Origin of the sequence: Pseudoalteromonas sp. US3C1004, from assembly GCF_048401065.1 — a bacterium.
Classification (GTDB): Bacteria; Pseudomonadota; Gammaproteobacteria; order Enterobacterales; family Alteromonadaceae; genus Pseudoalteromonas; species Pseudoalteromonas undina.
Genome location: NZ_CP183073.1, coordinates 404,829 through 430,881, shown reverse-complemented (window position 1 = coordinate 430,881; position 26,053 = coordinate 404,829). Strand labels below are relative to the sequence as shown.

The following is a 26,053-nucleotide window of genomic DNA, read 5'->3' as shown; positions in this document are numbered from 1 at the left end:
AAGCCTATACAATATCGTCAAAAGCTAAAAAACAATCGTCAAATAAAGATAAAACGATACCTTTTAGACTATGACGATCATTGATGCGAATTTTGTACGTTTTTTTCCAGTCACTTATTTGTTTTTCAGTAATACTAACTATTTCTTCAACTATCTGATCTAGCTCTTCTTCCGAGTATTTCTTCGTATGATCCAGTGATAGCAGCTCTATAAATTCTTCACCGATTTCGAAAACTTTATATCTTAGCGATACATATTCTCTTCCAAATTCAGCACCAGTAATGCGTTTTGAATTTGTGGCCTGCCGACTTAATCGTTTTAAAGTTTTTTTGGTGATTACATCAGAAACTGCTTTGTATTTATCTTTCAAATTCCGAAAATCTTCATTCTCTAAAGTGTCAAATGCTTTCCAAGCAGGGTCTGTAGGTTTATCACCTTCAATATTACTGCCAACTTTTAAGAAAATATTTTCAATATCAGAGGGGTTAATAAAGCGACCCATTTTACTTTTACTAAATTGCCTTTTTTCAAGAAGCCCTCTACATGCCTGCAATATTAATTCTTCTTTTCCCTTATGATGTGTTATTGAATAATAACTTTGACATTCTTTAATTTTATCAACAGCTACGCTATCTAAATACTCATCAGATTCATCAAATACCCATTCTATTTGTGACAAAAATGACTGAAATCGCTCATCGCTCCATTTCGAGACTTTTGAATAAAAACCTGAGTATCCCTCAATATCACCATTTTCATCCAAAACCTTATATTGGTTACGGTATTCCTCTAAAAAAAGTGCTTTTGAAACTTTTATTTCTTCGTCAGTCAACTCACGATCGTTAACTATTCTTTGTAAAATAGAAAATTCTTTTTCTTTTTTCACACTAGTTACATCAATACCAGATTCAGATAAAAACTCTTTTTTAATTTTTTCTTTTCCTATTTTAGCGCAACAATAAACGGAAAATTTGAGTGCTCTTTCATCCTCTAGAAACTTTAAGTGCTGATCTACAAAAGCAACAAGTGTATTTTTGATCGCGTGGCTATTGAAGCTAATAGCTTTAGAATAAGACTTATTTTCCTCTAACTTATATTCCGCTCCATTAGAGGACTCATGAATTAGTAAAGAATCTTCTATAAACTCTACGGCACAGTATACTGGCTCACCACGGAATTCTTTTATGTAGTCAAGTATACGAATTACAGCACGATTCTTTTGAAAATAAAGGCCCTTCCCTGAGGTATTAACAGCCTCTCTGTTTGTTGTTTCTACCATAACATCCATTTATTCTTATATTTGTAGCTACTACAGGCGATAATTGAGCGATTCCCATTGGCAATAACCCTAAAACAAAAAAGTAAGACTTTAACTTACCATATTTTTAATTATTTATTAATTGGATAAAGTAACTAAAATTCAAACTCCGACTTAAATTCAAAGCAAACCACTACCGCCCTCAGCAGAAGGATGCGTTGCTTCATAAACTTCGGATAGTTCTTTACGACTAACATGCGTGTAAAGTTGTGTTATGAGGATACTGGTATGACCCAGCATTTGAATGTGGCGTAAATCAGCGCCATTACACAAAGTATGCGTTACAATGTTTAAACACACACAAAAAAGCCGTTGCATTGCTGCAACGGCTTTTATTATTTCGATAAATCACACTCTACAGTGGAACTTACTACCCATTAAAGTTCAAAAATTAGTCGCGGTATGTCTCAATCGGAGGACATGCACATACTAAATTACGGTCGCCATATACGTCATCGATACGCGTAACCGTTGGCCAGAACTTGTCTTTAGCTACTGCTGGTACTGGGAAGGCAGCGTAAAAACGATCATACGCGCGGTCCCATTCATTACCTAACACATCAGCTTGTGTGTGCGGTGCAAATACCAATGGGTTGTTTTCGATAGACCATTCACCAGAAATGATTTTATCAATTTCACCTTTAATCGATACCATCGCTTCGATAAAACGGTCAATCTCGCCCTTAGACTCAGATTCAGTTGGCTCAATCATTAATGTGCCCGCTACTGGGAACGACATTGTTGGTGAGTGGAAACCATAATCTTGTAAGCGCTTAGCAACGTCCATTTCAGTAATGCCTGAGGCTTCTTTTAATGGGCGTAGGTCAATAATACATTCGTGAGCAACGCGATTGTTACGGCCACGGTATAAAATTGGGAAGTGCTTGCTAAGCTCATTGCTTAGGTAGTTAGCATTTACAATCGCCATTTCTGTCGCTTGCTTTAAGCCCTCAGAGCCCATCATGGCAATGTAAGCCCATGAAATAGGTAAAATAGCTGCAGAGCCGTAAGGCGCTGCCGATACTGCACCATTTCCTTCATTAGTACCTGGTACGTTAATTACGCTGTGGTTTGGCATAAATGGCGCAAGGTGCGATTTAACACCAATTGGGCCAACACCTGGGCCACCGCCGCCGTGTGGAATACAGAAGGTTTTGTGTAAGTTTAAGTGCGATACGTCTGAGCCAATAAAGCCTGGGCTAGTAACACCTACTTGCGCGTTCATGTTTGCGCCATCCATGTAAACTTGGCCACCATGCTGGTGAACAATTTCACATAACTCACGAATCGTTTCTTCGTATACACCGTGGGTAGATGGGTACGTTACCATGGCACATGATAGATTTTCAGAGACTTCTTCAGCTTTCGCTTTTAGGTCTTCCATGTCGATGTTGCCGTTTTTATCACAGTTAACAACCACAATTTTCATGCTGGCCATTTGTGCCGACGCTGGGTTAGTACCGTGTGCAGAACTTGGAATTAAACATACGTTACGGTGTGCATCCCCTCGTGATTCGTGGTATTTACGAATAGCGATTAAGCCTGCGTATTCACCTTGTGCACCTGAATTTGGTTGCAATGAAACCGCGTCGTAACCGGTAATGTTAACTAGCCAATCGTGTAGTTCGTTAATCATTACTTGATAACCTTCTGCTTGGTCTAGCGGGCAGAATGGGTGAAGGTTTGCAAATTCAGGCCAGGTAACTGGGATCATTTCAGCGGTCGCGTTTAGTTTCATGGTACATGAGCCTAACGAGATCATAGAATGATTAAGCGCTAAATCTTTGTTTTCAAGGCGCTTAATATAGCGAAGCATGTCTGTTTCGCTGTGGTAGCTGTTAAAGTTTGGATGCGTTAGTATTTCATCATCACGCACTAGGCTTGCAGGAATAGAGTCACTGCCATTTGCTTCAACATCAGCGGCAATCGCATCTACACTTAGGCCATGGCCTTCGCCTAAAATAATATCAAATAACTCAGCAACGTCTGCACGGGTTGTGGTTTCTGATACTGAAATTGAATATTCATCCGCATGGTTAGTAGCAAAGTTAACACCTTTAGCTACAGCACGCGCAATCACGTCGGCTTTGTTTTCATCAACCACTGTTAATGTGTCAAACCAAGTAGTGTGCTTAAGTGCCACACCTTTTGCTTTTAAGCCAGTTGCTAAAATATCAGCAAAACGGTGAATGCGTTGTGCAATGGTTTTTAAGCCTTGCGGGCCATGGTATACCGCGTAAAACGCAGCCATGTTCGCTAGCAATACTTGCGCAGTACAAATGTTTGAGTTGGCTTTGTCGCGGCGAATATGTTGCTCGCGGGTTTGCATTGCCATACGTAATGCATCGTTACCTAAACGGTCTTTTGATACACCAATAATACGACCTGGTAATGAACGTTTGTATGCATCACGTGTTGCAAAAAATGCGGCATGAGGACCGCCGTAACCCATAGGTACACCAAAACGTTGTGCTGAACCCAGTACTACGTCGGCGCCTAATTTACCTGGTGCTTTTAATAGTAATAAGCTCATGATATCGGCAGCTACACAGGCAATCGCTTTTTTGCTTTGTACGCCAGCTATTAGGTCTGTTATGTCAACAATTTCGCCTGATGTTGACGGGTATTGGAATAACGCACCAAAAATATCGTGGTTCACAGCATCGGCGGCTTTACCTACAATAATTTCAAAACCAAATTGCTCTGCACGGGTGCTCACTACGTCAATGGTTTGCGTGTGTACGTCGTCGGCAATAAAGAACGCATTGGCTTTTTTAGCTTTAGATACACGTTTTGCAAGGCCCATAGCCTCGGCTGCAGCAGTTGATTCGTCAAGCAGTGAGGCACTTGCTAAATCTAGGCCAGTAATATCTAGGGTCATAGTCTGGAAATTTAATAATGACTCTAAACGCCCTTGTGCAATCTCTGGCTGATACGGTGTGTACGCTGTATACCAACCCGGGTTTTCAAGTACGTTACGTAAAATTACGTGCGGTACGTGAGTTGGGTGGTAGCCTTGGCCAATATACGATTTGAAAACTTTATTTTTGCTTGCTACTGATTTTAAGTAGCTTAGTGTTTCAACTTCGGTGCGGCTTTCGCCGATATTAAGACCTTGCTCAAGACGAATACCAGCAGGTACAGTTTGACCGATCAGCTCTTCAACGCTCGATACTTCAAGAGCGCTAAGCATGTCGTTTACTTGCGCTGGGCTTGGCCCAATATGGCGGCGAATAAAATCTTGCTTTTGCTCTAATTGTTCAAGAGATTTGGCGTTTGACATGTGTCCAGATTCCTATGATCCAAATACTAATGGGTAACTAGTATTGATTAAAATATGTGATGATTTAGCTGCTTACTTTGTATGGAAAAATAAGCGCTTTAATCATAAAAGCCCCAATGTTTTAACATAGAGGGGCTTTTATTAATTAACGATTAGTCTTCGTCAATTGTATGCGCGTAACCTTCAGCGTCTAATAAGTTATCTAACTCAGACTCTTCTGACGCTTTAATGCGGAATAACCAACCGTCGCCGTATGCGTCGTTGTTTACTGTTTCAGGCGCATCTTCTAGCTCTTCGTTAATAGCAACAATTTCACCACTGATTGGCGCGTAAATGTCTGATGCCGCTTTTACTGACTCTGCTACTGCACAGTCTTCGCCAGCATCTACTTCGTCGCCTACTTCTGGTAATTCAACAAATACCATGTCGCCAAGCAGCTCTTGCGCATGCTCAGAAATACCAACAGTGTAAGTGCCGTCGCCTTCGTTACGAACCCACTCATGTGAAGGTGCGTATTTTAACTCGCTAGGGATATTGCTCATTTTTTTCATCCTTTGGTTTAGATTGGGAGAATACCAATAAATGAGGGTGACCTATTTATTGGTATAACCAAATTATTTAGATTATTGATTTACCGTTACGTACAAAGCCCGACTTAACTACTTTTACGTTAACTAATTTTTTACGCATTTCTACTTGAGCTGTGTCGCCGGTTGAACGTGGCACACGTGCTAATGCAACACTATAGCCCAATGTTGGTGAGAATGTGCCAGATGTAATAACACCTTCGCCACCATCAACAATTACTTTAGAACCACTGCGTAGTACGCCTTTTTCTTCAAGAATAAGACCTACTTGCTTGTGAGTACTTTTTTCTGCACGTTGTTTTACCAAAACATCACGACCAATAAAGTCACGATCTTCTGGTTCCCATGCAATAGTCCATGCCATGTTAGCTGCCAGTGGTGATACGCTTTCGTCCATATCTAGGCCGTAAAGGTTCATACCTGCTTCTAAACGTAGTGTGTCGCGCGCGCCTAAGCCCGCAGGCGCCACACCGGCATCAAGCAGTTGCTGCCATAAATCGGCTGCTTGCTCGTTTGGTACTACAATTTCGTAACCGTCTTCGCCAGTATAACCTGTTGTAGCAATAAATAAATCACCGGCTTGAACACCAAAAAATGGCTTCATGCCTTCTACTGCAGCTTGCTGGTCTGCGTTTAATACCTGGGCTGTTTTAGCACGTGCATTAGGGCCTTGAACCGCAATCATGGCGTATTCTGGTCTCTCAGTAACCGTTACAGCAAAATCACTCGACACCTTAGCTAAATGTGCTAAATCTTTTTCACGGGTCGCTGAGTTAACCACTAAGCGATAAAATGTTTCGCTAAAGTAGTAAATAATTAAGTCGTCGATTACGCCGCCTTGCTCGTTAAGCATGCCAGTGTAAAGCGCTTTGCCTGGTACGGTTAACTTAGCAACATCATTAGCCACTAGCTTGCGTAAAAACGCTTGTGCTTGCTCACCTTGAATATCAACAATGGTCATGTGTGATACGTCGAACATACCAGCATCGTTACGTACGGCGTTGTGTTCTTCTATTTGTGAGCCGTAGTTAATTGGCATTTCCCAGCCATGAAAATCAACCATTTTTGCGCCGGCTTCAAGGTGCTTTGCATGTAATACTGTTTTAGAAGTCATAATATTCCTTCACTTTTAAATTAACCCATGTGTGTGGGCGTGGCCTCAATTAAATGAGGGGGAATAACATGGTAGCCATTAATAAGCCTACCAAATTGTAATCTTTAACTTTTTACCCGTTAGGCTGCTTGAGTGTTGGTAACACTAAAGCCCTGTTGCTGCATATACTGTTGCCACTTATCAAGCGTGGCCGTTTTAGCAATAACAATAAACTGCTGTTCGTTGTTTTGATCTACTGCAGTAACAAACACGTCTCCACTTTGCGCGCCATAGCAAAGCTGCGCGTCAGCAAGGCGTAACCCTGGGGTTAGTTTAAATGCCTCAACTAAGGTATCAAATGCATTGTCGCCTTTTAAAGTAAAGGTCGCTAAGTCGGTGCGTACCACAAAGTCTATATCGTATCTAAGCTGTTGCTCGTTAATGAGCGCTTGTAATTGCAGGCTAGCATTAACTGGAAGTACAAATCGAAAGGCGGTTTCGCTAAAGTAGTAAACGGCGTAGCTAAAATCAGAATTTAAATCGCCATCCAGTGTGCCTTTAAAGCCAAAGCCACTAGCGGTAAGTTTGGTGAGGTCATGACCTAAAATAGCACTTAAAAATACCGATGCTTCACTACCACTAAAGTCAATAACAACGTGACTGCTATCGGCTTGTAAGGCATTAATAACCGCGCTGTTAGCGTTGCTATGGCGGGCAAACATAATCGGGTTAAAAGTCATAACAAATACCTATCAATCTTTAATAGCAAAAGTATATTGCGCAAGCCTTACAACAACAAATTGTAATTACTTATCAATTGATAAATAATACTTATATATATAGCCATATAAATAGTAATTTTAAATATGAAAAATATTTCAACCGACAGTTTACGAACTTTTGTTATGGTGGTTGAGGTTGGTGGATTTGCCAAAGCAGGCGATTTACTTGGCCTTTCGCAACCTGCGGTGAGCTTACAAGTAAAACGCTTAGAAGACTTACTCGGCTATAAATTATTTAAAAAGCAGGGGCAACGACAAGTGCTCAACCAATATGGCGAGTTATTACTGCCGATGGCAAAGCAAATGGTGCAGCATAACGATGCCATTTTGCAGTTGTTCACCTCAGAAAGTGTAACCGGTAAAGTGCGCTTGGGGATCCCTAGCGAATTTGCCGCGCGTATTTTGCCCTCCATTATTGGCGATTTTGTGGCGCTCTACCCCGAGGTATCACTTGAAGTAAAATCACGTTTAAGTAAACACCTACTCTCTGATGAGCGCCAAGATCAATTTGATTTAGTGTTAGCGCTTAACGAGCAACTTGACTCAGAAAAATTCCCTATTTTTATTCAAGACCAATTAGTGTGGGTGGGCGACCTATCACTGGCACAAAATGAAACGGTAACCTTAGTGACCGCGCCTGAGGGCTGTATTTACCGACGCAGAGCAACTCAGGCGCTTGAAAAAGCAGGCATTAAATATCGTATTGTTTACAGTAATGCCGATTTAACCGGTTTAATTGCCGCATTAAAAGAAGGCTTAGGTATAACAGTGCTCGCAAAAAGTACCGTACCTAACGATTTAGCCTATCACTTACACACTAAACATTTACCTGCGCTTGGTAGCATAGGTATTAGTTTAGTAAAAACCGCCAGCGAACCTGAAAACGCGGTATTTAAACTCGCCGAATTTATTAAGCTGCGCTTAGGCTATCCCACTGCTTAAATAACCTGAACTCTGGATAATAAATCTATCCCACACAGAGTTCAGGTTAAATTAACCGCCACCAGCCAATACATTATCCTAGTTTTATAAGATTAGAATAAACACTTAGTTAAAAATGTTATAAAAATAGCGTGTTTTTACGGCAAATGTAAATATAACTAAAACTTAATAATATTGATTCTCATTCGTTAACATGTTTAAATTACGCCAATTTTAGTAGTTGAACTATTTTTAGGGTAATCAATGTCACATAAATTTTTAGTTTCCTCGTTAACTGCAGCCGTAGCGCTGTCTTTAAGTGCTACAGCAATGGCAAAAGATGCCGGCGGCGTTGAACGCAACTTTGAACAAATTACCGTTATTGGCTCACAAGCAGCAATTAACGATATTCCAGGATCGGCTACATTTATCTCTGATGAAGAATTGCAAAAATTCGAATTTACCGATATTTCTCGCGTATTAGCATCTGTACCAGGTGTATACGTTCAAGAAGAAGATGGCTATGGTCTGCGTCCTAACATTGGTATGCGTGGCACAGGTACTGGCCGTAACGATAAAATTTCAGTAATGGAAGACGGCGTACTCGTTGCACCGGCTCCTTATTCTGCACCATCGGCTTATTACTTCCCAACTATGGGTCGTATGGAATCAATTGAAGTATTAAAAGGTGCTGCCTCAGTTAAATATGGCCCGCGCACTACCGGTGGTGTATTAAATTTACTTTCTCGCAGCTTACCAACTGAAGCAAATAGCTCTATGGGTATGGTTGACGCGGCACTTGGTAGCGATGGTTACTATAAAGGTCACGCTTACTTCGCTAAAGAAAAAAATAACACAGCGGGCTTAATTGAAGTGTTTTCTTACGGCGCTGATGGTTTTAAAGAATTACCAGTAGGCGATGACAATACTGGTTTTGAAAAAAATGACGTACTGGTAAAATTTGGCCATACCTTTGGTGAAAACGATGCCCACAACATTGAGTTTAAAGCTAAGTACTCTGAAGAAACATCAGACGAAACGTACATGGGCTTAACTAACGCCGATTACCAAGAAAATCCTAACCGTCGTTATGCGGCATCGCAAAATGATGAGATGAACACCCGTCATAATGCATACCAAGTAAACTATGCATACCGCTTTGGTGAAGGTTACGAATTTTTAGCAACCGCTTATCTAAATGACTTCCACCGTAACTGGTACAAAGCCAGTAAAGTAAGCGAAAGCTACCTTGAGCAATACAGTGAATTTGAAGCAAACCCAACGGCTGAAGGCATCGAAAACATAGGTGTTAAAGCTAATAACCGCGACTACCAAGCCAAAGGCGTGCAGTCTGAATTACACATTCCAGCGGGCGATCACTACATTACGGTTGGCGTACGTTACCACGAAGATGAAATGGATCGTTTCCAGTGGGAAGACAAATACACGCTTAATCAAGATTTAAGCATGACTCTTACTTCGCAAGGCGCACCTGGCTCTAATAGCAATCGCTTAGACAGCGCAAAAGCAAGCACCCTATTTATTCAAGACGAATGGACAATGGATGCATTAGTTGTGAGTGCAGGTCTGCGTTATGAAGACATTACTATTACCCGTGAAGAATGGGCTAAATCAGATCCAACTCGTAGCCAAGGCTTAACGAAAGATATTTCAAACGATACTGAAATTTTAGTACCGTCTTTAGGTGCTACTTACACACTTAACGACAACGTAACGTTACTTGCAGGCATTCAAAAAGGTTATGCACCCGCAGCGCCAGGCAATGCTGACCAAGACGAAGAAGAAAGCGTCAACATTGAGTTTGGTTCTCGTTTTAATGCAAACGGCTTTAACGGTGAAGTGATTGCATTCTACTCTGATTACGACAACATGCATGGTAACTGTACCGCATCAGTAGGTTGTAGCGACGACAACATTGGCGACCAATACAACTACGGTGAAGTAGAAGTATCAGGCTTTGAATTTAGCGCTGGTCGTACGTTTAATACTGCATCAGTAGCGTTCCCAGTTAAACTGACTTACACCTACACTGATTCAGAGTTTAAAAACACATTTGATTCAGAAATTTGGGGCTCTGTAGAAAAAGGCGATGCAATGCCTTACGTACCAGAAAACCAAGTTGCTTTATCGTTTGGTGCCGAAGTGAATAACTTTGTTGTTAACAGCCAAATACGTTACGTATCGGATGCACATGCTGACCTTTCTGACTCAGGCTTAAATGCGATTGATAGCCGTGTTGTATGGGATTTAGCTGCTAAGTACTTAATTGATGAAAATCAAAAAGTATACCTAAGCGTTGATAACTTATTTGATAAAACCTACATTGCTAATCGCGCAAATGGCGGTATTCAACCTGGTAAGCCACGCTCAGTACAAATGGGTTACTCTTACAGCTTTTAATAAAGCGCTAACTTAAAAGTACAAAAAAGCCGAGATTGATAATCAATCTCGGCTTTTTAATGCCTATGTGATTAGCTTAGGCTTAATTTGTTTCTGCGCGCTGGCGTAACACTTCAAATAAACAAATGCCGGTTGCTACCGATACATTTAAACTTGAAACCGTGCCTGCCATTGGGATTTTAACGAGCACATCACAATGCTCACGCGTTAAGCGGCGCATGCCCTCGCCTTCAGCACCCATCACAATCGCCATTGGGCCTGTTAAGCTGGCATCAAATACATGTGTGTCGGTTTCACCGGCAGTACCTACAACCCAAACACCCGCGTCTTTTATTTCACGCAATGTACGTGCAAGGTTAGTTACCTGAATAAGCGGTACCGTTTCTGCTGCGCCACAGGCTACTTTACGTGCTGTGCCATTAAGCTTTGCTGATTTGTCTTTAGGAACAATCACCGCATGTACGCCCGCTGCATCGGCACTACGTAAGCAAGCACCTAAATTATGCGGATCGGTAATGCCATCAAGCACCAGTAAAAATGGCGTGTCTTCGCGTTCAATGATCTCATCGAGATCTTTCTCATTAAACACTCGCGCCGCTTTTACGTTGGCAATAATGCCTTGATGCTGTTCATCTTTCGCTTTGTTATCAAGCGCTTTTCGTTGCATAAACTGTACTGAAATACCAAACTGACGCGCTTGCTCAATCACAGGCGATAAACGCTTATCATCACGTCCCTTAAGGGCGTATATTTCTATAAAGCGCTCTGGCTCTTTTGCTAAAATTGCTTCAACAGAGTGAAAGCCAAAAATTAATTCATTACTCACGAATTGTTTGCTCCTGGGCTACTACGTTTACGGGCATTTTTACCTGGTCTTTTAGGCTTTTTGACCGCTTTCTTTTTGGTTTTTTTCTTCGCGGTGGTGTCATCCGCTTTTACTTTAGACTTACCCGCTGCCTTAGTTTTACTTGCAGGCTTTTTTCCACCTTTTGGTTTTTTACTGTCGCTTGCTGACTTTTTACCCGGTATTTTACCGGCTTTAAGTTGCGAGCGAACGCTTGCTGGGGCATTCTTTTTTGGCGCACGACGACGCGCATAACGATCTTGAGCCACATCGCCTTTAAGCGTTAAGTTAATTCGGCGATCATCTAAGCTTACCGAGGCAACTTGTACAGTTACTTTATCGCCTAAACGATAAACCGTATGTGTGTGTTCACCCACCAAGCAATGTTTAGCCGCATCATGTTGGAAGTATTCATCACCTAAATTGGTAACATGAATTAATCCATCAATTTGCAAATCATCTAAACGAATAAATAAACCAAAATTAGTAACCGATGAAATAACCCCGTTAAACTCCGTGCCTACATGATCTTGCATGTATTCACATTTTAGCCAATCAGCTACTTCACGGGTGGCATCGTCTGCACGGCGCTCAGTGGTAGAACACTGCTCACCAAGTTGATCGACTTCATCATCGCTGTAAGCGTATTCACCTGAGGTTTGTTGACCTTGCGCTTTTAATACCGCTTTAATTGCACGGTGTACCACTAAATCTGGGTAACGGCGAATTGGCGAGGTAAAGTGTGCGTAGGCCGATAATGCTAAACCAAAGTGACCTATGTTATCTGGCTGATATACCGCTTGCTTCATTGAGCGCAGTAGCATAGTTTGAATAAGCTCAGCTTCAGGACGGTCCCCTAAGCGAGCCAACACATGAGTGATTTCTTTCGGGGTGGGTTCATCGCTTAGCGTGCTCTCAATACCCAACTCAGTTAAAAACTGAGTAAAGTTACCCAGTTTTTCGCTATCAGGTTCATCATGCACCCTAAATAACGCACTTGCTTCGTGTTTCTCAAGTAATTTAGCCGCCGATACATTGGCTAAAATCATACATTCTTCAATCAGCTTGTGCGCATCGTTACGAATAACTGGCACAATAGATTCTATTTTACGCTGTGCGTTAAATACAAAACGGGTTTCGAGTGTTTCAAATTCAATTGCACCACGCTCTTGGCGTGCTGCTTTTAATGCCATGTACATTTGCTGTAAGTCAGTTAAATGTGGCACTACAGCTGCGTATTCTTTACGGAGCTTTTCGTCATTTTGTAAAATGGCATTTACTTTGGTGTAGGTTAAACGAGCATGCGAATTCATTAGTGCTTCGTAAAACTTATAGCCCGACAGCTTACCCTCTTGCGATACGGTCATTTCTGCAACCATACACAGGCGATCAACCTCAGGGTTAAGCGAACACAAACCGTTAGACAATACTTTTGGCAGCATTGGAATAACTTGCTCAGGGAAATACACTGAATTACCGCGCTCTATCGCTTCTTTGTTAAGCGGCGTGTTCATACCTACATAATGGGATACATCGGCAATGGCTACCCATAAACGCCAGCCACCTGATTTTTTAGGTTCACAATAAACAGCGTCATCAAAGTCGCGAGCGTCTTCGCCATCAATAGTGACAAGTGGTAAGCCGCGTAAATCAACACGGCCTTGCTTATCGGCTTCTTCAACAAATTCACCTAAGTGGGCAACTTGCTGCTCAACTTCTTCAGGCCACACGTGTGGAATATCGTGATTACGCAGCGCAACTTCAATTTCCATACCCGGCGCTAAATGCTCGCCCAGTACGTCAATCACTTTACCTACCGCATTCATATTGCGGCTTGGATTTTGAGTTATTTGCACTTGCACCATTTGGTTGTGGCGTGCGCCTTTTTCGTTACCCGGTAAAATAATAATATCTTGGGTAATGCGCGGATCTTCAGCAACCACCACAGCAATACCATGCTCAACAAAATAGCGGCCAACAATAGGCGCTCGCTCATTAGTAAGCACTTTAATAATACGGGCATCGCATTTTGAGCCTGAACCACGCTTAGTGCCTTTCGCAAGAACAATGTCGCCATGTAGCACCATATTCATTTGATGCTTGGCAATAAACCAGTCTTTGCTCTCGCCTTCAACTTCTAAAAAGCCAAAACCGTCTCTGTGACCGACAACTTTGCCTTTGGTTAAACCGGCTTCGTCAATCAGGGCATAACATTTAAATTTATTAAAATACAATTGCCCGTCGCGCTCCATGGCACGAAGTCGGCGCTTAAATGCTATTTGTCGTTCTTCATCATTGACTGCGAGTTCTTCACATAACTGTGTGTAGTTAGCAGGTTTTGAACGCTCTTGAAGGTGAGTAAGTATAAACTCACGACTAGGGACTGGGTTTTCGTACTTTTCTTGTTCTCGACTGAGATTTGGATCTTGGTTTGACATTCACTATCTTGTTAGTTGGTTATGTAAGCATTTTAACTCATATACTCGAAATGAGACAGGTAAAAGCCATTAAACTTTTAATAAAGCGTTATTAGCTTTTGCATTTTGTAGCAATGTAGCTAAATAACACTTAACACCTACTTAATTAATGCACATGAAAGTGAGTAAATTAACTGTAGTTATGTTTACTCACTTTTATAAAAACAGCTTACTTTTGCTGTAGTTTCTTCCACAATAGCGTGCTGATGTTTTCAATAAAAGCCGAGTCTTGTGCAGCCATAACATCGAGTATTGGTTTGTTCATTTGGGTTTTGTTTTGAGCGTATATCCAACGATTTTTATTAAAGCTTTGCGCAAACTCTAACACACCCGCTTGCAAGGCTTGCTCATCAGCAAAAATCGCTTCTACCACATTTTGTTGTAGCAGTTTATGCGCATCAACACGCTCGCCGGTCATAGCTAAGCGGTTAAAAAATTGCGGATTAATCGCTTTATTAATAATCGGAAACATAGACGGTACAAACGGTACCAGTACATCAACTTCAGGAAAGCAGAAAAAGCCTTTGTCCGATTTCATAAACCGAAAATCACAGGCACATGCTAACACCGAGCCATTACCATAAGTGTGACCGTTTAATGCAGCAATGATAGGCATAGGAAATGTCACTATACGTTTAAATAACTGCCCTATCGAATTCATAAAATCAGCAATAACTGTAGGCGTGTTATCTGAACTGGCCATCCACTGTAAATCAATTCCCAATGACCAGCTTTTATCGCTGCTTGAGGTTAATACTACGGCGTTAATATCGCCATTGGCTTCTATGCTATCTAAGTGTTGATTAAGTTCAGCTATAAAACTAGGGTTATGGCGGTTTTCAGCGGTATTCATGGTAAGTATTGCCACGTTTTGCTCAGTGGTAATCTTTATTAATGCGGTCATTCGAGCCTCTTTGAGTGCATTTAGCTGCGCTTTTAGCACTTTTCGTTACTTTTATAGTTATAAACAGCATAGTAACGCGTAGTTTTGATTTTACAATCGCTATTACACTTAAAAAATTAATCCCCTAAATAATTGCATATTAATTATTAAGGCTTTTAAAAATTTCATCTTAAGTAATTAATAGTAATGTTAAACTGCATTAAAAGCAGCGCAAGGAAACGTCATGCAGTCCCAACAACAAAGCTTAATTTACTTACACATTGCCGTCCTTTTATTTGGCGGTACCGCCTTATTCGCAAAGCTAATTGGTTTAAATGCATTAGATATTACCGCTTATCGCGCGGCTATTGCTGGGGTGGCAATTTGTGTGCTACTAATTTTGCAAAAAAAACCAATTAAGCTGCATCACGCCAAAGATTATATGATTGCCATTTTATTAGGCGTTGCCGTAGGTATTCACTGGGTAACCTACTTTGCAGGCATGCAATTGGCGGGAATTACCGTGGGCATGTTAGCTTTTTTTACCTATCCCGTGATCACGGTATTTTTAGAGCCTCTATTTAATAAAAGTAAGCCCAAAACAAAAGATATAATAAGCGCTATAGTGGTGATTATTGGCATTTATTTATTGATCCCTAACGTTAATTTAGGCGATGACATCACTTTAGGCGTTGTGACGGGGGTGGTATCAGCATTGTTTTTTGCTATTCGTAATATTACCCATAAACGCTACTTTAGCGAGTATGGTGGACCGCAAACCATGTTTTATCAAACGTTAGTGGCAAGCCTGATGCTATGTGCTTTTATTGAAGTACCCATAACACAAATTAATGATACTGATTTAATATTGCTGCTTATCGCCGGTGTGGTGTTTACTGCGATGCCGCATTCGTTATTTGCAGCGAGTTTAAAAAATTTATCAGCAGCGACCGCTGGATTGATTTCTTGCTTACAGCCCCTTTATGGCACAATACTGGCTATAATTATTTTGCACGAACGCCCCTCAGTGATGACCCTGATTGGTGGTGCACTGATTGTTAGTGCTGCGTGCTTTGAAACTTGGTCAATCTCACGGAAAAAGCAGCCATGAAAATATTTGCTCATAGAGGCACAAGCACACACTTTCCTGAAAATACACATAGCGCCATTATGGCGGCGTTAAAAGCAAATGTAGATGGCATTGAGGTTGATGTACAAAGCGCACTTGATGACTACGTGATTATTCATGATACCTATCTAGATAGAACTACTAATGGTAAAGGTAAAGTGTGCGACCTAAACGCTCAGCAAATTCAACAATTTGATGCGGGAAACGGTGAGCAAGTGCCTACCTTACAACAACTAATTGACTGGAATAGCAACCAAACCTTACTTAATTTAGAGCTAAAACATACTTTTGAACTAGAAAAGTTTGCTGCGCAACTAGAAATGAATATTACTGCAAATAAGATATCAGCAGACAATATTTTAGTTTCATCATTTAATCATCATCAACTACACTGGCTAAAGAACCGCTTGCCTTGGCTTAAAATTGGCGCACTTACTGCATCAATTCCATTGCAGTATGCGAAGTTTGCTGAAGACTTACAGGCCTTTAGCATTCATGTTGACAAAAACTTTATGAACAAGTCGTTTGTTGACGATGCCAAACTGCGCGGCTTACAGGTGTTTGCCTACACCGTAGATGAAGTTGAAGATATTAAACTGATGCTTGCCTGTGGTGTTGATGGCATTTTTACTAACGACCCTGAACGAACTAAGCATTTTTTGGCGCAATTAAATGAACTATAACTAATTATTTAATTGCTATTTATGCTATAAAAACAATAATTTAGTAGGTCACTATTTAATGAGTAGCTACATGCGTATTTATAATTTTTTAGAACAAACTCTATTTTTTACTTTAACCCGAAAAATAGTGGGTAATTTAAGCTTTGTATTTTTATTTCAAGCTATTACATTATTTTGGTTACACAGTAGCCTCTCTGAAAATCAACAAAGCACAGGGCTATTTTGGGCATTAACCCTGCTGATTGTTGCCGGTTTTATATTTACTATTTTTTATATGCGCTTTTTAATTGTGCGCCCGGTAAAAGCCATGCGCGATACGTTGATTAATATTAATCAACAAGATGCCAACTTAGCTGCCAAACTTCCTCATTTTACTTTTGATGAATTTAGAGATTTAAGTGAACAATATAATCAGTTTACTACGCATTTAAACAGCTTATTAAGTACGACCTACAGCAGCGCTCAAGAAAGCGTGCAAAGTAATAGCCAAGTAACGCAATCAATGCAGCACACAGAGCAGCTAAGCGAACAGCAAATTAACTTAAGCCACACCATAATTAATGCCAGCAACCAAATTACCCAAAGCCTACAAGATATAGTAAGTAACACTGATAGCGTACATCAGGTAAATAATGAACATCTTAGTTTTGTTAAGCTCTCTGCGAGCGAACTGTCAAAACTGGTTGAACAGGTGAGACTTATTAATGAAATGCTGGGTAGTTTTTCTAAAACGATTGCAGGCTTAAAAGAGAATAGTGAAAACATTCGTAGCATTTTAAAAATGGTAGAAGAGTTTTCTGATCAAACTAATTTATTAGCGCTTAATGCGGCAATTGAAGCAGCGCGCGCCGGAGAAGCTGGGCGAGGTTTTGCCGTGGTTGCCGATGAAGTTCGCACCCTATCGGTTAAAGTAAGTGATGCAACCCGCCAAATTAGTGATTTTATTACTCAAATGAATGAGCTGGTTAATGAAACCAATAAAGAGTCTCAGCAGTTAATTAGTCACTCTAATAACGCACAAGCTGCAATCAACGATACCTCAGAAGGTTTTGGAAAAATGCTCAATGAATTTGAGCATAATCAGCAGCAATTACAGCAAATAGCTAACGCAGTTCATTTACTTGAAGATACACAAAATCAAACCCATGAATCGGTTGAACAAATTGTGGCGCTTGGCGAACAAGCAAAACAACAAATAGACACCGCATTGCATGACTCTGAGCAATCACAAAAACTAAGTCAACAAACCCAACAACAGTTAAAGCGTTTTGTAGGCTAGGGTCTGCTGATCTTTCAAGGTTAAATTTGCAGCAGTCTGTTTGGTATTTAGGCAAGGCAGGGCCTATGTGGTGTGGTTATTCCCCATAAATAGGCGATAACGCAGCATCAATGCCAAACAGGCGCTGCCCGAAGGGTTCTGCCTAGGGGCAATTAACTCTTTGTTGCTCGGTTTTTACTTAGCCCACTAGGTTACAAACCTCGCGCCGCGATTAAATCGCCCCTAGTTTGAACAAATTTCAATCCGCAAAGGTCAACAGACCCTAGTTTTACCCAAGCCGCGATTATGCTAAATTACGCGGCTTATAATATAACTGTGTGAAGCATGTGAGCGACGTCAATCTAAATTATGAACAGCTAGCCCAGCAAATAAAGCTATGGGGTCAAGAACTTGGCTTTAGTGAAGTGGGTATTACTGACATTGATTTAACTAAGCATGAAGCACAGCTGCAGCGATGGCTTGATGCGGGTTTTCATGGCTCAATGGATTATATGGCAGCCCATGGTATGAAGCGTGCTCGCCCTAATGAGCTAGTACCCGGAACACAGCGGGTTATTTCAGTTAAAATGAATTACCTCCCACCTGATTCAGGCTTTGCCAAAAACCTTAAAAATACCGAAAAAGCCTATATCAGCCGATATGCCCTTGGCCGTGACTATCATAAGTTGATGCGCAACCGAATCAAACAGTTAGGTAAAAAAATTGAACAACATGTGGGTGACTATAGCTTTAGGCCTTTTGTTGATTCAGCCCCTGTACTTGAACGTCAACTCGCTGAAAAAGCGGGATTAGGCTGGCGCGGAAAGCATTCTTTATTAATAAATAAAGAGGCGGGTTCTTGGTTCTTTTTAGGTGAGCTTTTTGTCGACTTACCTTTACCTATTGATAACGAAAACACTTTTGAGGGCTGCGGCAAATGCGTTGCCTGCATAACACTATGCCCCACTGGTGCTATTGTAGAACCTTATGTGGTTGATGCGCGTAAGTGCATTTCGTATTTAACTATAGAGCATCAAGGTGCTATTCCTGAGCAATACAGAACATTAATGGGAAATCGCATTTATGGCTGTGACGATTGCCAATTGGTATGCCCATGGAACCGCTACGGAAAAATTACTGATGAGGCTGACTTTCATCCTCGTACACAATTAAAAAACAAAGATTTACTCGAGTTATTTGCTTGGGATGAAACTACCTTTTTAAAAAATACCGAGGGCAGTCCAATCCGCCGCATTGGCCATGAACGTTGGCTACGAAATATAGCCGTTGGCTTAGGTAACGCAGATTTTAGCCCGGCAATTATTGCTGCACTCGAAGATAAGCGCCAAGCTGTAAGTGACTTGGTGGGTGAACATATAAATTGGGCACTCGCCCAGCAACACGATAAACAAAGACAAAAGTTGCGTAAAACGGCACGGCTAATTCGTATTGTTGAAAAAGGCTTACCCAGAGACGCATAAGCCTTTTACCTTTTTATGTAATCACTTTCTCTGTGAACTATTAGCTCTCTTTGCGCATAATTTACTAACATCTAATTTAACACAGAGAAGAGAATGAGGAGTAAATGAGAAACCACTATTAAAGTACAGCTCTTAGTTAACCTGTTACTCATACCTTTCGTTTTTAACCTTTAAAAGACGCGACATAAAGTCGCTGCTACAAGTTCTTTGCCTAATCGTAGTAAGGAATTTACCCCCCGTCTCGCAGCCCGTAGCCCGCACCTTTAGCCTTTCAACAATAAAGCGAGATCTTGCTCTATCTCTGCGAACGCTTTTTTAACCTGATCAACAGATTCTTGGCGTGCCACCGAATTTTGAATCGTTTCGTCGACCTTTTTGTAAATAAACACTTCCTGGTCTTCATCGAGTCCCATGGTTGGGATCCGCTCTTCTAACTCCTCTTGAAGTTGTTTAAATACTTTTTCGTTATTTATCCGGCTGTCGTTGAGCAATCCAATTAAACTATGAAATTTACTGTGAACAGTACTCGCCACTTTGTTTAATCGCTCTTGCTGCGAAACCAACATTTTCTTAGTAGTAATAGCGCGCAATTGCTGTTCGGTTACACTTACAATAAAACAAATATGATCACGTATACGCCCATGCTTCTGCTCATCTTGTTCTGGCATATTCAAAATCAATAAACTGACAAACTCGTAATTAACCAAAATACGATGAGAAAACTCATGTAACCTACCTTTGTTTTTAAGCATTTCAAATAACTCAATCACAATCGGCGAACACACACCGTTTAAAGCAAAGTGCGATTTGGTGTCGTTACATCTAAATTCAATATTACTTTGTAGACCAAATGTCTGTAAGCACTCCACTAATGCCTTACCTAACTCCTCTACATCGTTGATAAAACCGATATTTTCAATATAGTTAACTATCTGACCCATTTCACTGCTATTTGCCATAGCATTAAAAGCGGTTGAGGTTGCTTCTTTTACTTGCTTTTCAAGCTGTTGTTTTTCTATTAATACTTGATTTAACTTATTCAGCTTTTGCTTAAGCTCATCGTGCCCAAACGGTTTTACAATATAGTCTTCAGCACCTACTGAATAACCTTCCATACGTTCCTCAACGGTCCCCCTTGCCGATACAAACATCACTATAATATCTTGTGTTTTAGGGTTGGCTTTGAGCTCTTTACATACTTCGTAACCATTCATTTTTGGCATGCTTACATCAAGTAAGATAACCTGCGGCATATACTCTTCAACCATGCTCAAGCATTCCGGGCCACTCGAAGCCAGCTTAAGTTCAAAATCTAATTCCTCTAGGATTTCTTCTATTATTTCGAGGTTAAATGGTTCATCGTCGACTGCAAGAATTTTAGTTAAAGCCATAATTTTTCGTCCATATAAATCGTGTTCATTAAAACAATTCGGTTATTAGCTACTATTTTTCACTAATTGCTCATCGGCTAAATATTCATCGAGGTTTATTTCCAAAGGAACCTGAATGCTAATGGTTGCCCCACCAAGTTCGTTATTACAGGCTTTTATAGTTCCTTGATGTAAAGAAACAAATTCACGGCACAGCGTAAGTCCTAATCCTGTTCCCCCTGCGCCACTATTTGTTTTGCTACTTTGCACAAATTTTTGAAAAACAGTTTCAAGCTCGTCTTCTGGTATGCCTATTCCGCTATCTATTACTTCAATATTTGCACACCCACTGTCTGTTTCCAATGCAACTTCGATAGTGCTATGTTCTTCGCTAAATTTTAATGCATTACTCAATACGTTTCTAAGTACCTGATTAATTTGCTCTTCATCGCATTGCGCTATAACAGGCGGCTTATCTGATTTAAATGCAATTTTAATATCTTTTTCTATGGCAATTCCGGACACATCATCAATACTTGTTTTAACAATAGTCGTTAAATCGCATGCTCGCGGGTTAAATGGGAATTTACCTACATCTAATTTCGACAAATCGAGTAAATTGTTAAGTAAAGAAAGCAGCCTTTGTCCACTTGATTCAATTCGGGTTAAGTATTTTAAAAGTTTATCTTTACTAAAATCATCATCTTGAAGCTTACTGAGACCAAAGCGTGCAAAACTTAGTATAGAATGCATAGGGGTTCTAAGCTCATGTGACATATTAGCTAAAAACTCTGATTTACTTAAATTAGCTGCTTCAGCAATGTTTTTCGCATGCTCAAGTTGCGAAGTCCGCGCTCTTACCTGCTCTTCTAGAAGGTCTTTGGCCTCAAGTAATAAATCTTCTTTTTGTTTTAAATGGGTTACGTTTTTAAAAATAACCGCTAATGCTATCTCACCATGATGATCAATTTCATTAAATGAGCCGACAAGTGGAATTTTACTGCCATCTTTATTGACTAGGTGTAAGTCGCAACTAAATTGCCGATTACTGTTTAAAGTCGATATTTTATCTTTTATTGCCTTTACTGAATCGTCATCTAAAAAGTGAAATAACGAGTGAGCAATGAGCTTTTTAAACGGTAAATTAAACAGCTTTAAGCACGCGTCGTTAGCCTCTACTATTTTGCCTTTACGTTCAAAAAGTAAGATTGGATCGGGAGTATTTTTAAAAATCACTTGCAGCAAACTGTCTTTTTCAATAAGTACATCGACTGTATCTTGTAGCCTTTCAACTAGCTCTGCGTTATGACGTTTTAGCAATTCGGTTTGCCACAACTTATGTACTGCTTGTAATAAAACGTTGTCATCGAGTGGCTTAATTAAAACGTCTTCAACACCTTGGCGAATTGCTTCAATCATAGAAACCTGAGCAGGACGCGAGGTTAATAATAAGCAGCGGCTATGCGGCTGTATCTGCTTAAGGCTGGTAAATATATCTAAGCCAAGCCCTTCTTTTAAACTAAAATCACTAATTAAAATATCAATCATTCTGAGTTTAGCAATATTAAGTGCCTCATCATGATTCGTAGCTGTGTATACCTCTATATGTGCACCCACTAAACTACTTTTTAGCATTTCTAAACGCTCACTAACATGATCAACCAACAAAATTGTAGGCAGTTTAAAAATATGATCAGGTCCTATTTCTAATAGCTCTTCAATAAATGAAGTGATTTCTTTATTAGAAAAAAATGGATAAATAATAGTGGCATCTGGAACAAGCTCGTTTAATTTACCAAATGCATCAAGCAATTCACCACTTTCAGCCTTGGGAGCTAAAAGTAAAAATGATTGTCGGGTCGCTTGTTTTACCAACGAAGCAACCAGATTTGTTGGTGTCCCTTGTGAAAAGGCAAGCATATCGTACGCATCTATGTTGCTGCTTTGATCAAACATAGAATAATGAACTAATTCAACTTCACAACCAATTAGCTCAAGCAGTACTTTTAAGCGCATAGCAATCATGCTACTGCTATCAATAATAAGTATTTTTTGCGCCATTTATGTACACTTTTAAGAATTAATTAAACACCTTTTCAGCATAGTATAGAATTTTTGGTTTGGCATAATCGTCTACATAAATGTAATTTTTGCTTGCCTATGGTTATGGGATTACATTAAATGCTTACCAAAAATAGTCAGGCTGTACAGCTGGTTATCCATCCTTGCAACATTGGGCAACTCTCCCCATACTGCAAAATCAAAATGCTTAAATAATTTAATGCTTGGTTCGTTATGGCTAAAAATAAACCCGAGTAACACTTCAATATCGAGCTTTTGTGCTTGTTGTTGTGCAAATTGCATCAACTTTTTACCCAACCCTTTTCCTTGGGCTGCTGATGTAATGTAGATGCTTAGTTCAACGGTGCCATCGTAAGCTGGGCGCCCATAAAACGATTTATAACTTACCCACGCTAGTACTTGGTCATTTTCGCAGTAAACAAAAATAGGTCTTTGAGCTGTATGGCTATCAAACCAAGGTTGTTTGTCAGCAACGGTTACTTCTTCGGTATCGGCGGTCACCATTCGACTAGGGATAGTTTCATTGTAAATGGCAACAATAGCAGTTAAATCATCAGGTTTTGCTAAACGTATAGTCATAGAAAATAAGTAAAATTGATCAATTTTGTCTATAGTAGCGTATGATAAGTTACATAAACACCCATCGAATCGCATTCAAGGTAACCGCATGATAAGAAAATTAATATTCGGATTAACACTGGCTCTCGGCTGTGTATCTGTAACCACCAATGCAGCAGACACTAATAGCCCTTCAGCAAAGACAGATACCTGCGATGACTTCACAAATGTGTCACTGAGAAAGCTTCGTTCAACCGAAACGCTTAATCTATGTGAATTTAAAAATAAGCCACTGTTGATTGTTAACACTGCCAGCAATTGCGGCTTTACTTCTCAGTTTGAAGGGCTAGAAACGCTATACAAAAAATATAAAGAGCAAGGCTTAGTGGTGCTCGGTTTTCCATCTGACGATTTTTTTCAAGAAGAAAATGACGAAAAAGATACGGCTAAAGTCTGTTATGTGAATTACGGCGTTACTTTCCCTATGTTAGCCACCAGCGCAGTGCGTGGCAGCGATGCCAACCCTATTTTCAAGCACTTAAATGCAAAAACTAGTTCACCTAACTGGAATTTTTATAAATACGTGGTTTCGGCAGATCGTCAATCAGTGACTCGCTTTAACAGCCGCGTCAAACCCGATTCAGCAAAATTAGAAAGCGCCATCAAAAGTGCATTTTAATTTTGTGTTTTCAGTTTAACCTTACTAAGATGTTGCTTAGTAGATAGAAAACTAAACTTATAAATAGGAGATTTTATGGCAGTAGCAAGTGCAAGGCACATACTCGTAGACAGTGAAGCACAATGTTTAGACCTTAAAGATAAAATTGAGCAAGGCGAAGACTTTGCTGAGCTAGCTAAATTGCACTCTAATTGCCCTTCAGGTCAAGATGGTGGCGCATTAGGTGAGTTTGGACCTGGTATGATGGTTCCTGAGTTTGATAAGGTGGTTTTTTCAGCGCCACTTAACCAAGTACAAGGTCCTGTTCAAACACAGTTTGGTTACCATTTATTAGAAGTAACCAGCCGCTCAGAGTAAGCAAATCGATTTATTAATAAAGCCGCATTAGCGGCTTTTTATTTATGTGGAGTTGGCAAAAGCCCCAATATGCAATTACTTGGCTCTATTTCTTCCCCTTATGTTCGCCGTGTCAGAATTTGGGCACAACAAAATAACTGTGAGCTTGAGTTTATAAATCTCGACATTTTTTCAAGCGATGACCGCTCTTTAATGATGTCGCACAACCCGGCAGCTAAAATCCCTATCTTAATTGATGGCTCGCTTAACTTAAGCGACTCAAACAATATACTGCGTTACTTACTTGAAAAAACACAGCAGAACCCGCTAACTTGGCCGCAAGAGCATTTTTTAACTAGCATCAACGCCTGTAACGATTCATTGGTTGAGTTATTGATATGTCAGCGCTCTGGGTTTGACACGCAAGCTGATAAACTATTTTTTAATCTGCAAAATGAGCGAATTGCGCAAACTTTAGACTATTTAAATGATCATTTAAACGATGATGAATTTAAAAGCTGTGAATGCCTCAACATCAGTTTATACTGCTTGCTAGATTGGATCTGCTTTCGTGAACTCACTGATTTTAGCGCGCAGCCGCAGTTAGTTAAGTTTTATGAAGCGTTTAGTCAGCGTCAAGCGGCTAAAAATACCAACCCTCGACTCAAATTTTAAAAGGTGAACACATGAGCGATATCGAAATTGAATCACAACTAGTTAGCTTTGTAGAAAAAGTACGTGTTAGTGAGCAGATCTGGGCACTAGGTGCACAAGATGGTGGCTTTGTTGTATGTGAATCAAATCAGTTTGACGACACCGATGTACTTTTACTGTGGGAATCAGAAGACGCAGCAAAAGAGCAATGTAAAGAAGAGTGGAAAGACTACAGTCCGGTAGAAATCAACCTAGATGAATTTTTAGATGATTGGGTTGAAGACCTTAAATCGGATGATGCTCTGGTTGGTTTAAATTGGAATGACGATCAAGTGTGCGTAGAAATTGAACCAGTTGGTTTAGCTCGCGCTTTAAGTGAATAAGTTTTAACTGTTTATTTGCTGGCACTACCCCAATTAACAACAACGATTAGTTGGGGTATAAAATAATAAAAACTGTCAAGGTACTGCGTTGAAAACCCATCTTGGTCGTCGTCCATTCTCAGCTATGGAGCTGCATACGCTCTATACCGGATATATTTATAGTGATACTCGGCTTGCCCGCGAACAAGCTAAGCACTGGCACTTTTGGCTGCCTTTAATTGCGTACTACAGTGGCGCTTACAGTGATGAAATTGGCTATTTAACCCTAGATGACTTGGTGGTTGAAAATAGCATTCTCTGCTTTAGCTTTCATACTCATGGTAAAATTAAACCCCGTTTAATTCCTGTACATAACGCCCTTATTAAGGCCGGACTTAATGATTATTTAGCCTACGTAAAAGCGCAAAAACACACACGTTTACTGTTTGACCTCCCAGCAAAAACAGGACGCTACAGTGAAAAAGTACGCATTTGGTTTTCAGGCGAGGGCGAACGTGCGGGGTATTTGCAAAAATGTGCAATTCCTTCCGTGGATCAACTCGGAATGAAAACCGCGATTAGTAGTTTGCGGCTTAACTTTGAACAGCAAATTCGTATTTATGCCCTGCAAGCAGGCTCTAAAGACTGCTTCAATTACTTAATGGGCTTTAATGATTACCCCGATGATAACTTTAACGATATAGCCTTGTTAAATAAGGTGCTGCAACAGCTCCGGGTTATTAATTCCCACATTCATTGGCAGCGGTTTTTAGCACGAGATAGCCACTGACAAACTTTGTTACTCTTTTCCTTATTGTTGTTCGCTTACTCTAGCAAAAAAAGCTGTTAGGA

Annotated in this window: 23 protein-coding genes; 11 read left to right on the top strand and 12 right to left on the bottom strand. The window is 40.3% G+C overall.

Annotated features, from left to right (window positions below; genetic code table 11):
• Positions 1-4: 4 nt before the first annotated feature.
• From ACNSN3_RS02005 to ACNSN3_RS01980, 6 genes are all read right to left on the bottom strand, one after another.
• Positions 5-1,279, bottom strand: a complete 1,275-nt coding sequence (locus tag ACNSN3_RS02005) for a hypothetical protein (RefSeq protein ID WP_418608390.1) — start codon at positions 1,277-1,279, stop codon at positions 5-7.
• 159 nt (positions 1,280-1,438) lie between these two features.
• The gene (locus ACNSN3_RS02000) at positions 1,439-1,636 is read right to left on the bottom strand and encodes an integrase (protein ID WP_418608388.1); all 198 of its coding nucleotides are present in this window, start codon (positions 1,634-1,636) and stop codon (positions 1,439-1,441) included.
• A gap of 73 nt (positions 1,637-1,709) precedes the next feature.
• Entirely contained in the window at positions 1,710-4,601 is a 2,892-nt protein-coding gene (gene gcvP, locus ACNSN3_RS01995) for an aminomethyl-transferring glycine dehydrogenase (protein ID WP_418608386.1), read from the bottom strand.
• Positions 4,602-4,753: 152 nt separating this feature from the next.
• Positions 4,754-5,143, bottom strand: a complete 390-nt coding sequence (gene gcvH, locus ACNSN3_RS01990) for a glycine cleavage system protein GcvH (RefSeq protein WP_008112430.1) — start codon at positions 5,141-5,143, stop codon at positions 4,754-4,756.
• A gap of 76 nt (positions 5,144-5,219) precedes the next feature.
• Complete coding sequence (gene gcvT / locus ACNSN3_RS01985) at positions 5,220-6,302, bottom strand: glycine cleavage system aminomethyltransferase GcvT (RefSeq protein ID WP_008112433.1); 1,083 nt, start codon at positions 6,300-6,302, stop codon at positions 5,220-5,222.
• A gap of 119 nt (positions 6,303-6,421) precedes the next feature.
• Positions 6,422-7,021 (bottom strand): hypothetical protein, encoded by a 600-nt coding sequence (locus ACNSN3_RS01980; RefSeq protein ID WP_008465326.1) that lies wholly within the window; start codon positions 7,019-7,021, stop codon positions 6,422-6,424.
• Between the two features lie 126 nt (positions 7,022-7,147).
• Between ACNSN3_RS01980 and ACNSN3_RS01975 the strand changes: the two genes are divergently transcribed.
• Entirely contained in the window at positions 7,148-8,005 is an 858-nt protein-coding gene (locus ACNSN3_RS01975) for a LysR family transcriptional regulator (protein ID WP_008465324.1), read from the top strand.
• Between the two features lie 243 nt (positions 8,006-8,248).
• Positions 8,249-10,405, top strand: a complete 2,157-nt coding sequence (locus ACNSN3_RS01970; protein WP_010390740.1) for a TonB-dependent receptor family protein — start codon at positions 8,249-8,251, stop codon at positions 10,403-10,405.
• 82 nt (positions 10,406-10,487) lie between these two features.
• Here ACNSN3_RS01970 and rlmB read toward each other — a convergent pair whose 3' ends face one another.
• The 3 genes from rlmB to ACNSN3_RS01955 form a co-directional block, all read right to left on the bottom strand.
• Positions 10,488-11,231 (bottom strand): 23S rRNA (guanosine(2251)-2'-O)-methyltransferase RlmB, encoded by a 744-nt coding sequence (rlmB, locus tag ACNSN3_RS01965; protein ID WP_008112440.1) that lies wholly within the window; start codon positions 11,229-11,231, stop codon positions 10,488-10,490.
• Positions 11,228-13,687 (bottom strand): ribonuclease R, encoded by a 2,460-nt coding sequence (gene rnr, locus ACNSN3_RS01960; protein ID WP_076919906.1) that lies wholly within the window; start codon positions 13,685-13,687, stop codon positions 11,228-11,230. The genes rlmB and rnr overlap by 4 nt, the downstream gene beginning before the upstream one ends.
• A gap of 208 nt (positions 13,688-13,895) precedes the next feature.
• Positions 13,896-14,630 carry an enoyl-CoA hydratase/isomerase family protein gene (locus ACNSN3_RS01955; RefSeq protein WP_075170546.1) on the bottom strand — a complete coding sequence of 245 codons (735 nt, stop codon included), beginning with the start codon at positions 14,628-14,630 and terminating at the stop codon, positions 13,896-13,898.
• A 223-nt stretch (positions 14,631-14,853) separates the two neighbouring features.
• On the opposite strand from ACNSN3_RS01955, the gene ACNSN3_RS01950 reads away from it, so the two are divergent.
• The 4 genes from ACNSN3_RS01950 to queG all read left to right on the top strand — a co-directional run bounded on the left by ACNSN3_RS01950 (position 14,854) and on the right by queG (position 19,160).
• Complete coding sequence (locus ACNSN3_RS01950; RefSeq protein ID WP_418608380.1) at positions 14,854-15,720, top strand: DMT family transporter; 867 nt, start codon at positions 14,854-14,856, stop codon at positions 15,718-15,720.
• The gene (locus ACNSN3_RS01945) at positions 15,717-16,421 is read left to right on the top strand and encodes a glycerophosphodiester phosphodiesterase (protein ID WP_418608378.1); all 705 of its coding nucleotides are present in this window, start codon (positions 15,717-15,719) and stop codon (positions 16,419-16,421) included. Before ACNSN3_RS01950 ends, ACNSN3_RS01945 begins: the two co-directional genes overlap by 4 nt.
• A gap of 58 nt (positions 16,422-16,479) precedes the next feature.
• On the top strand, positions 16,480-17,700 hold the full coding sequence (locus ACNSN3_RS01940) for a methyl-accepting chemotaxis protein (RefSeq protein ID WP_021033114.1): 1,221 nt from the start codon (positions 16,480-16,482) through the stop codon (positions 17,698-17,700).
• A gap of 326 nt (positions 17,701-18,026) precedes the next feature.
• Complete coding sequence (queG, locus tag ACNSN3_RS01935) at positions 18,027-19,160, top strand: tRNA epoxyqueuosine(34) reductase QueG (RefSeq protein WP_054202384.1); 1,134 nt, start codon at positions 18,027-18,029, stop codon at positions 19,158-19,160.
• Between the two features lie 263 nt (positions 19,161-19,423).
• Here queG and ACNSN3_RS01930 read toward each other — a convergent pair whose 3' ends face one another.
• From ACNSN3_RS01930 to ACNSN3_RS01920, 3 genes are all read right to left on the bottom strand, one after another.
• Positions 19,424-20,551, bottom strand: a complete 1,128-nt coding sequence (locus ACNSN3_RS01930; RefSeq protein WP_010390732.1) for a response regulator — start codon at positions 20,549-20,551, stop codon at positions 19,424-19,426.
• Between the two features lie 45 nt (positions 20,552-20,596).
• Positions 20,597-22,591: an ATP-binding protein gene (locus ACNSN3_RS01925; RefSeq protein WP_418608374.1), complete on the bottom strand. Its 1,995-nt coding sequence runs from the start codon at positions 22,589-22,591 to the stop codon at positions 20,597-20,599.
• A 111-nt stretch (positions 22,592-22,702) separates the two neighbouring features.
• The gene (locus ACNSN3_RS01920; RefSeq protein WP_041709196.1) at positions 22,703-23,191 is read right to left on the bottom strand and encodes a GNAT family N-acetyltransferase; all 489 of its coding nucleotides are present in this window, start codon (positions 23,189-23,191) and stop codon (positions 22,703-22,705) included.
• 88 nt (positions 23,192-23,279) lie between these two features.
• On the opposite strand from ACNSN3_RS01920, the gene ACNSN3_RS01915 reads away from it, so the two are divergent.
• The 5 genes from ACNSN3_RS01915 to ACNSN3_RS01895 all read left to right on the top strand — a co-directional run bounded on the left by ACNSN3_RS01915 (position 23,280) and on the right by ACNSN3_RS01895 (position 25,991).
• Entirely contained in the window at positions 23,280-23,849 is a 570-nt protein-coding gene (locus ACNSN3_RS01915; protein ID WP_010390729.1) for a glutathione peroxidase, read from the top strand.
• A 75-nt stretch (positions 23,850-23,924) separates the two neighbouring features.
• The gene (locus ACNSN3_RS01910; protein WP_008114778.1) at positions 23,925-24,206 is read left to right on the top strand and encodes a peptidylprolyl isomerase; all 282 of its coding nucleotides are present in this window, start codon (positions 23,925-23,927) and stop codon (positions 24,204-24,206) included.
• Between the two features lie 69 nt (positions 24,207-24,275).
• On the top strand, positions 24,276-24,860 hold the full coding sequence (locus ACNSN3_RS01905; RefSeq protein WP_008114780.1) for a glutathione S-transferase family protein: 585 nt from the start codon (positions 24,276-24,278) through the stop codon (positions 24,858-24,860).
• An 11-nt stretch (positions 24,861-24,871) separates the two neighbouring features.
• Positions 24,872-25,222, top strand: a complete 351-nt coding sequence (locus ACNSN3_RS01900) for a DUF2750 domain-containing protein (protein WP_008114782.1) — start codon at positions 24,872-24,874, stop codon at positions 25,220-25,222.
• A gap of 88 nt (positions 25,223-25,310) precedes the next feature.
• Positions 25,311-25,991: a hypothetical protein gene (locus tag ACNSN3_RS01895; protein WP_418608370.1), complete on the top strand. Its 681-nt coding sequence runs from the start codon at positions 25,311-25,313 to the stop codon at positions 25,989-25,991.
• Positions 25,992-26,053 lie beyond the last annotated feature (62 nt).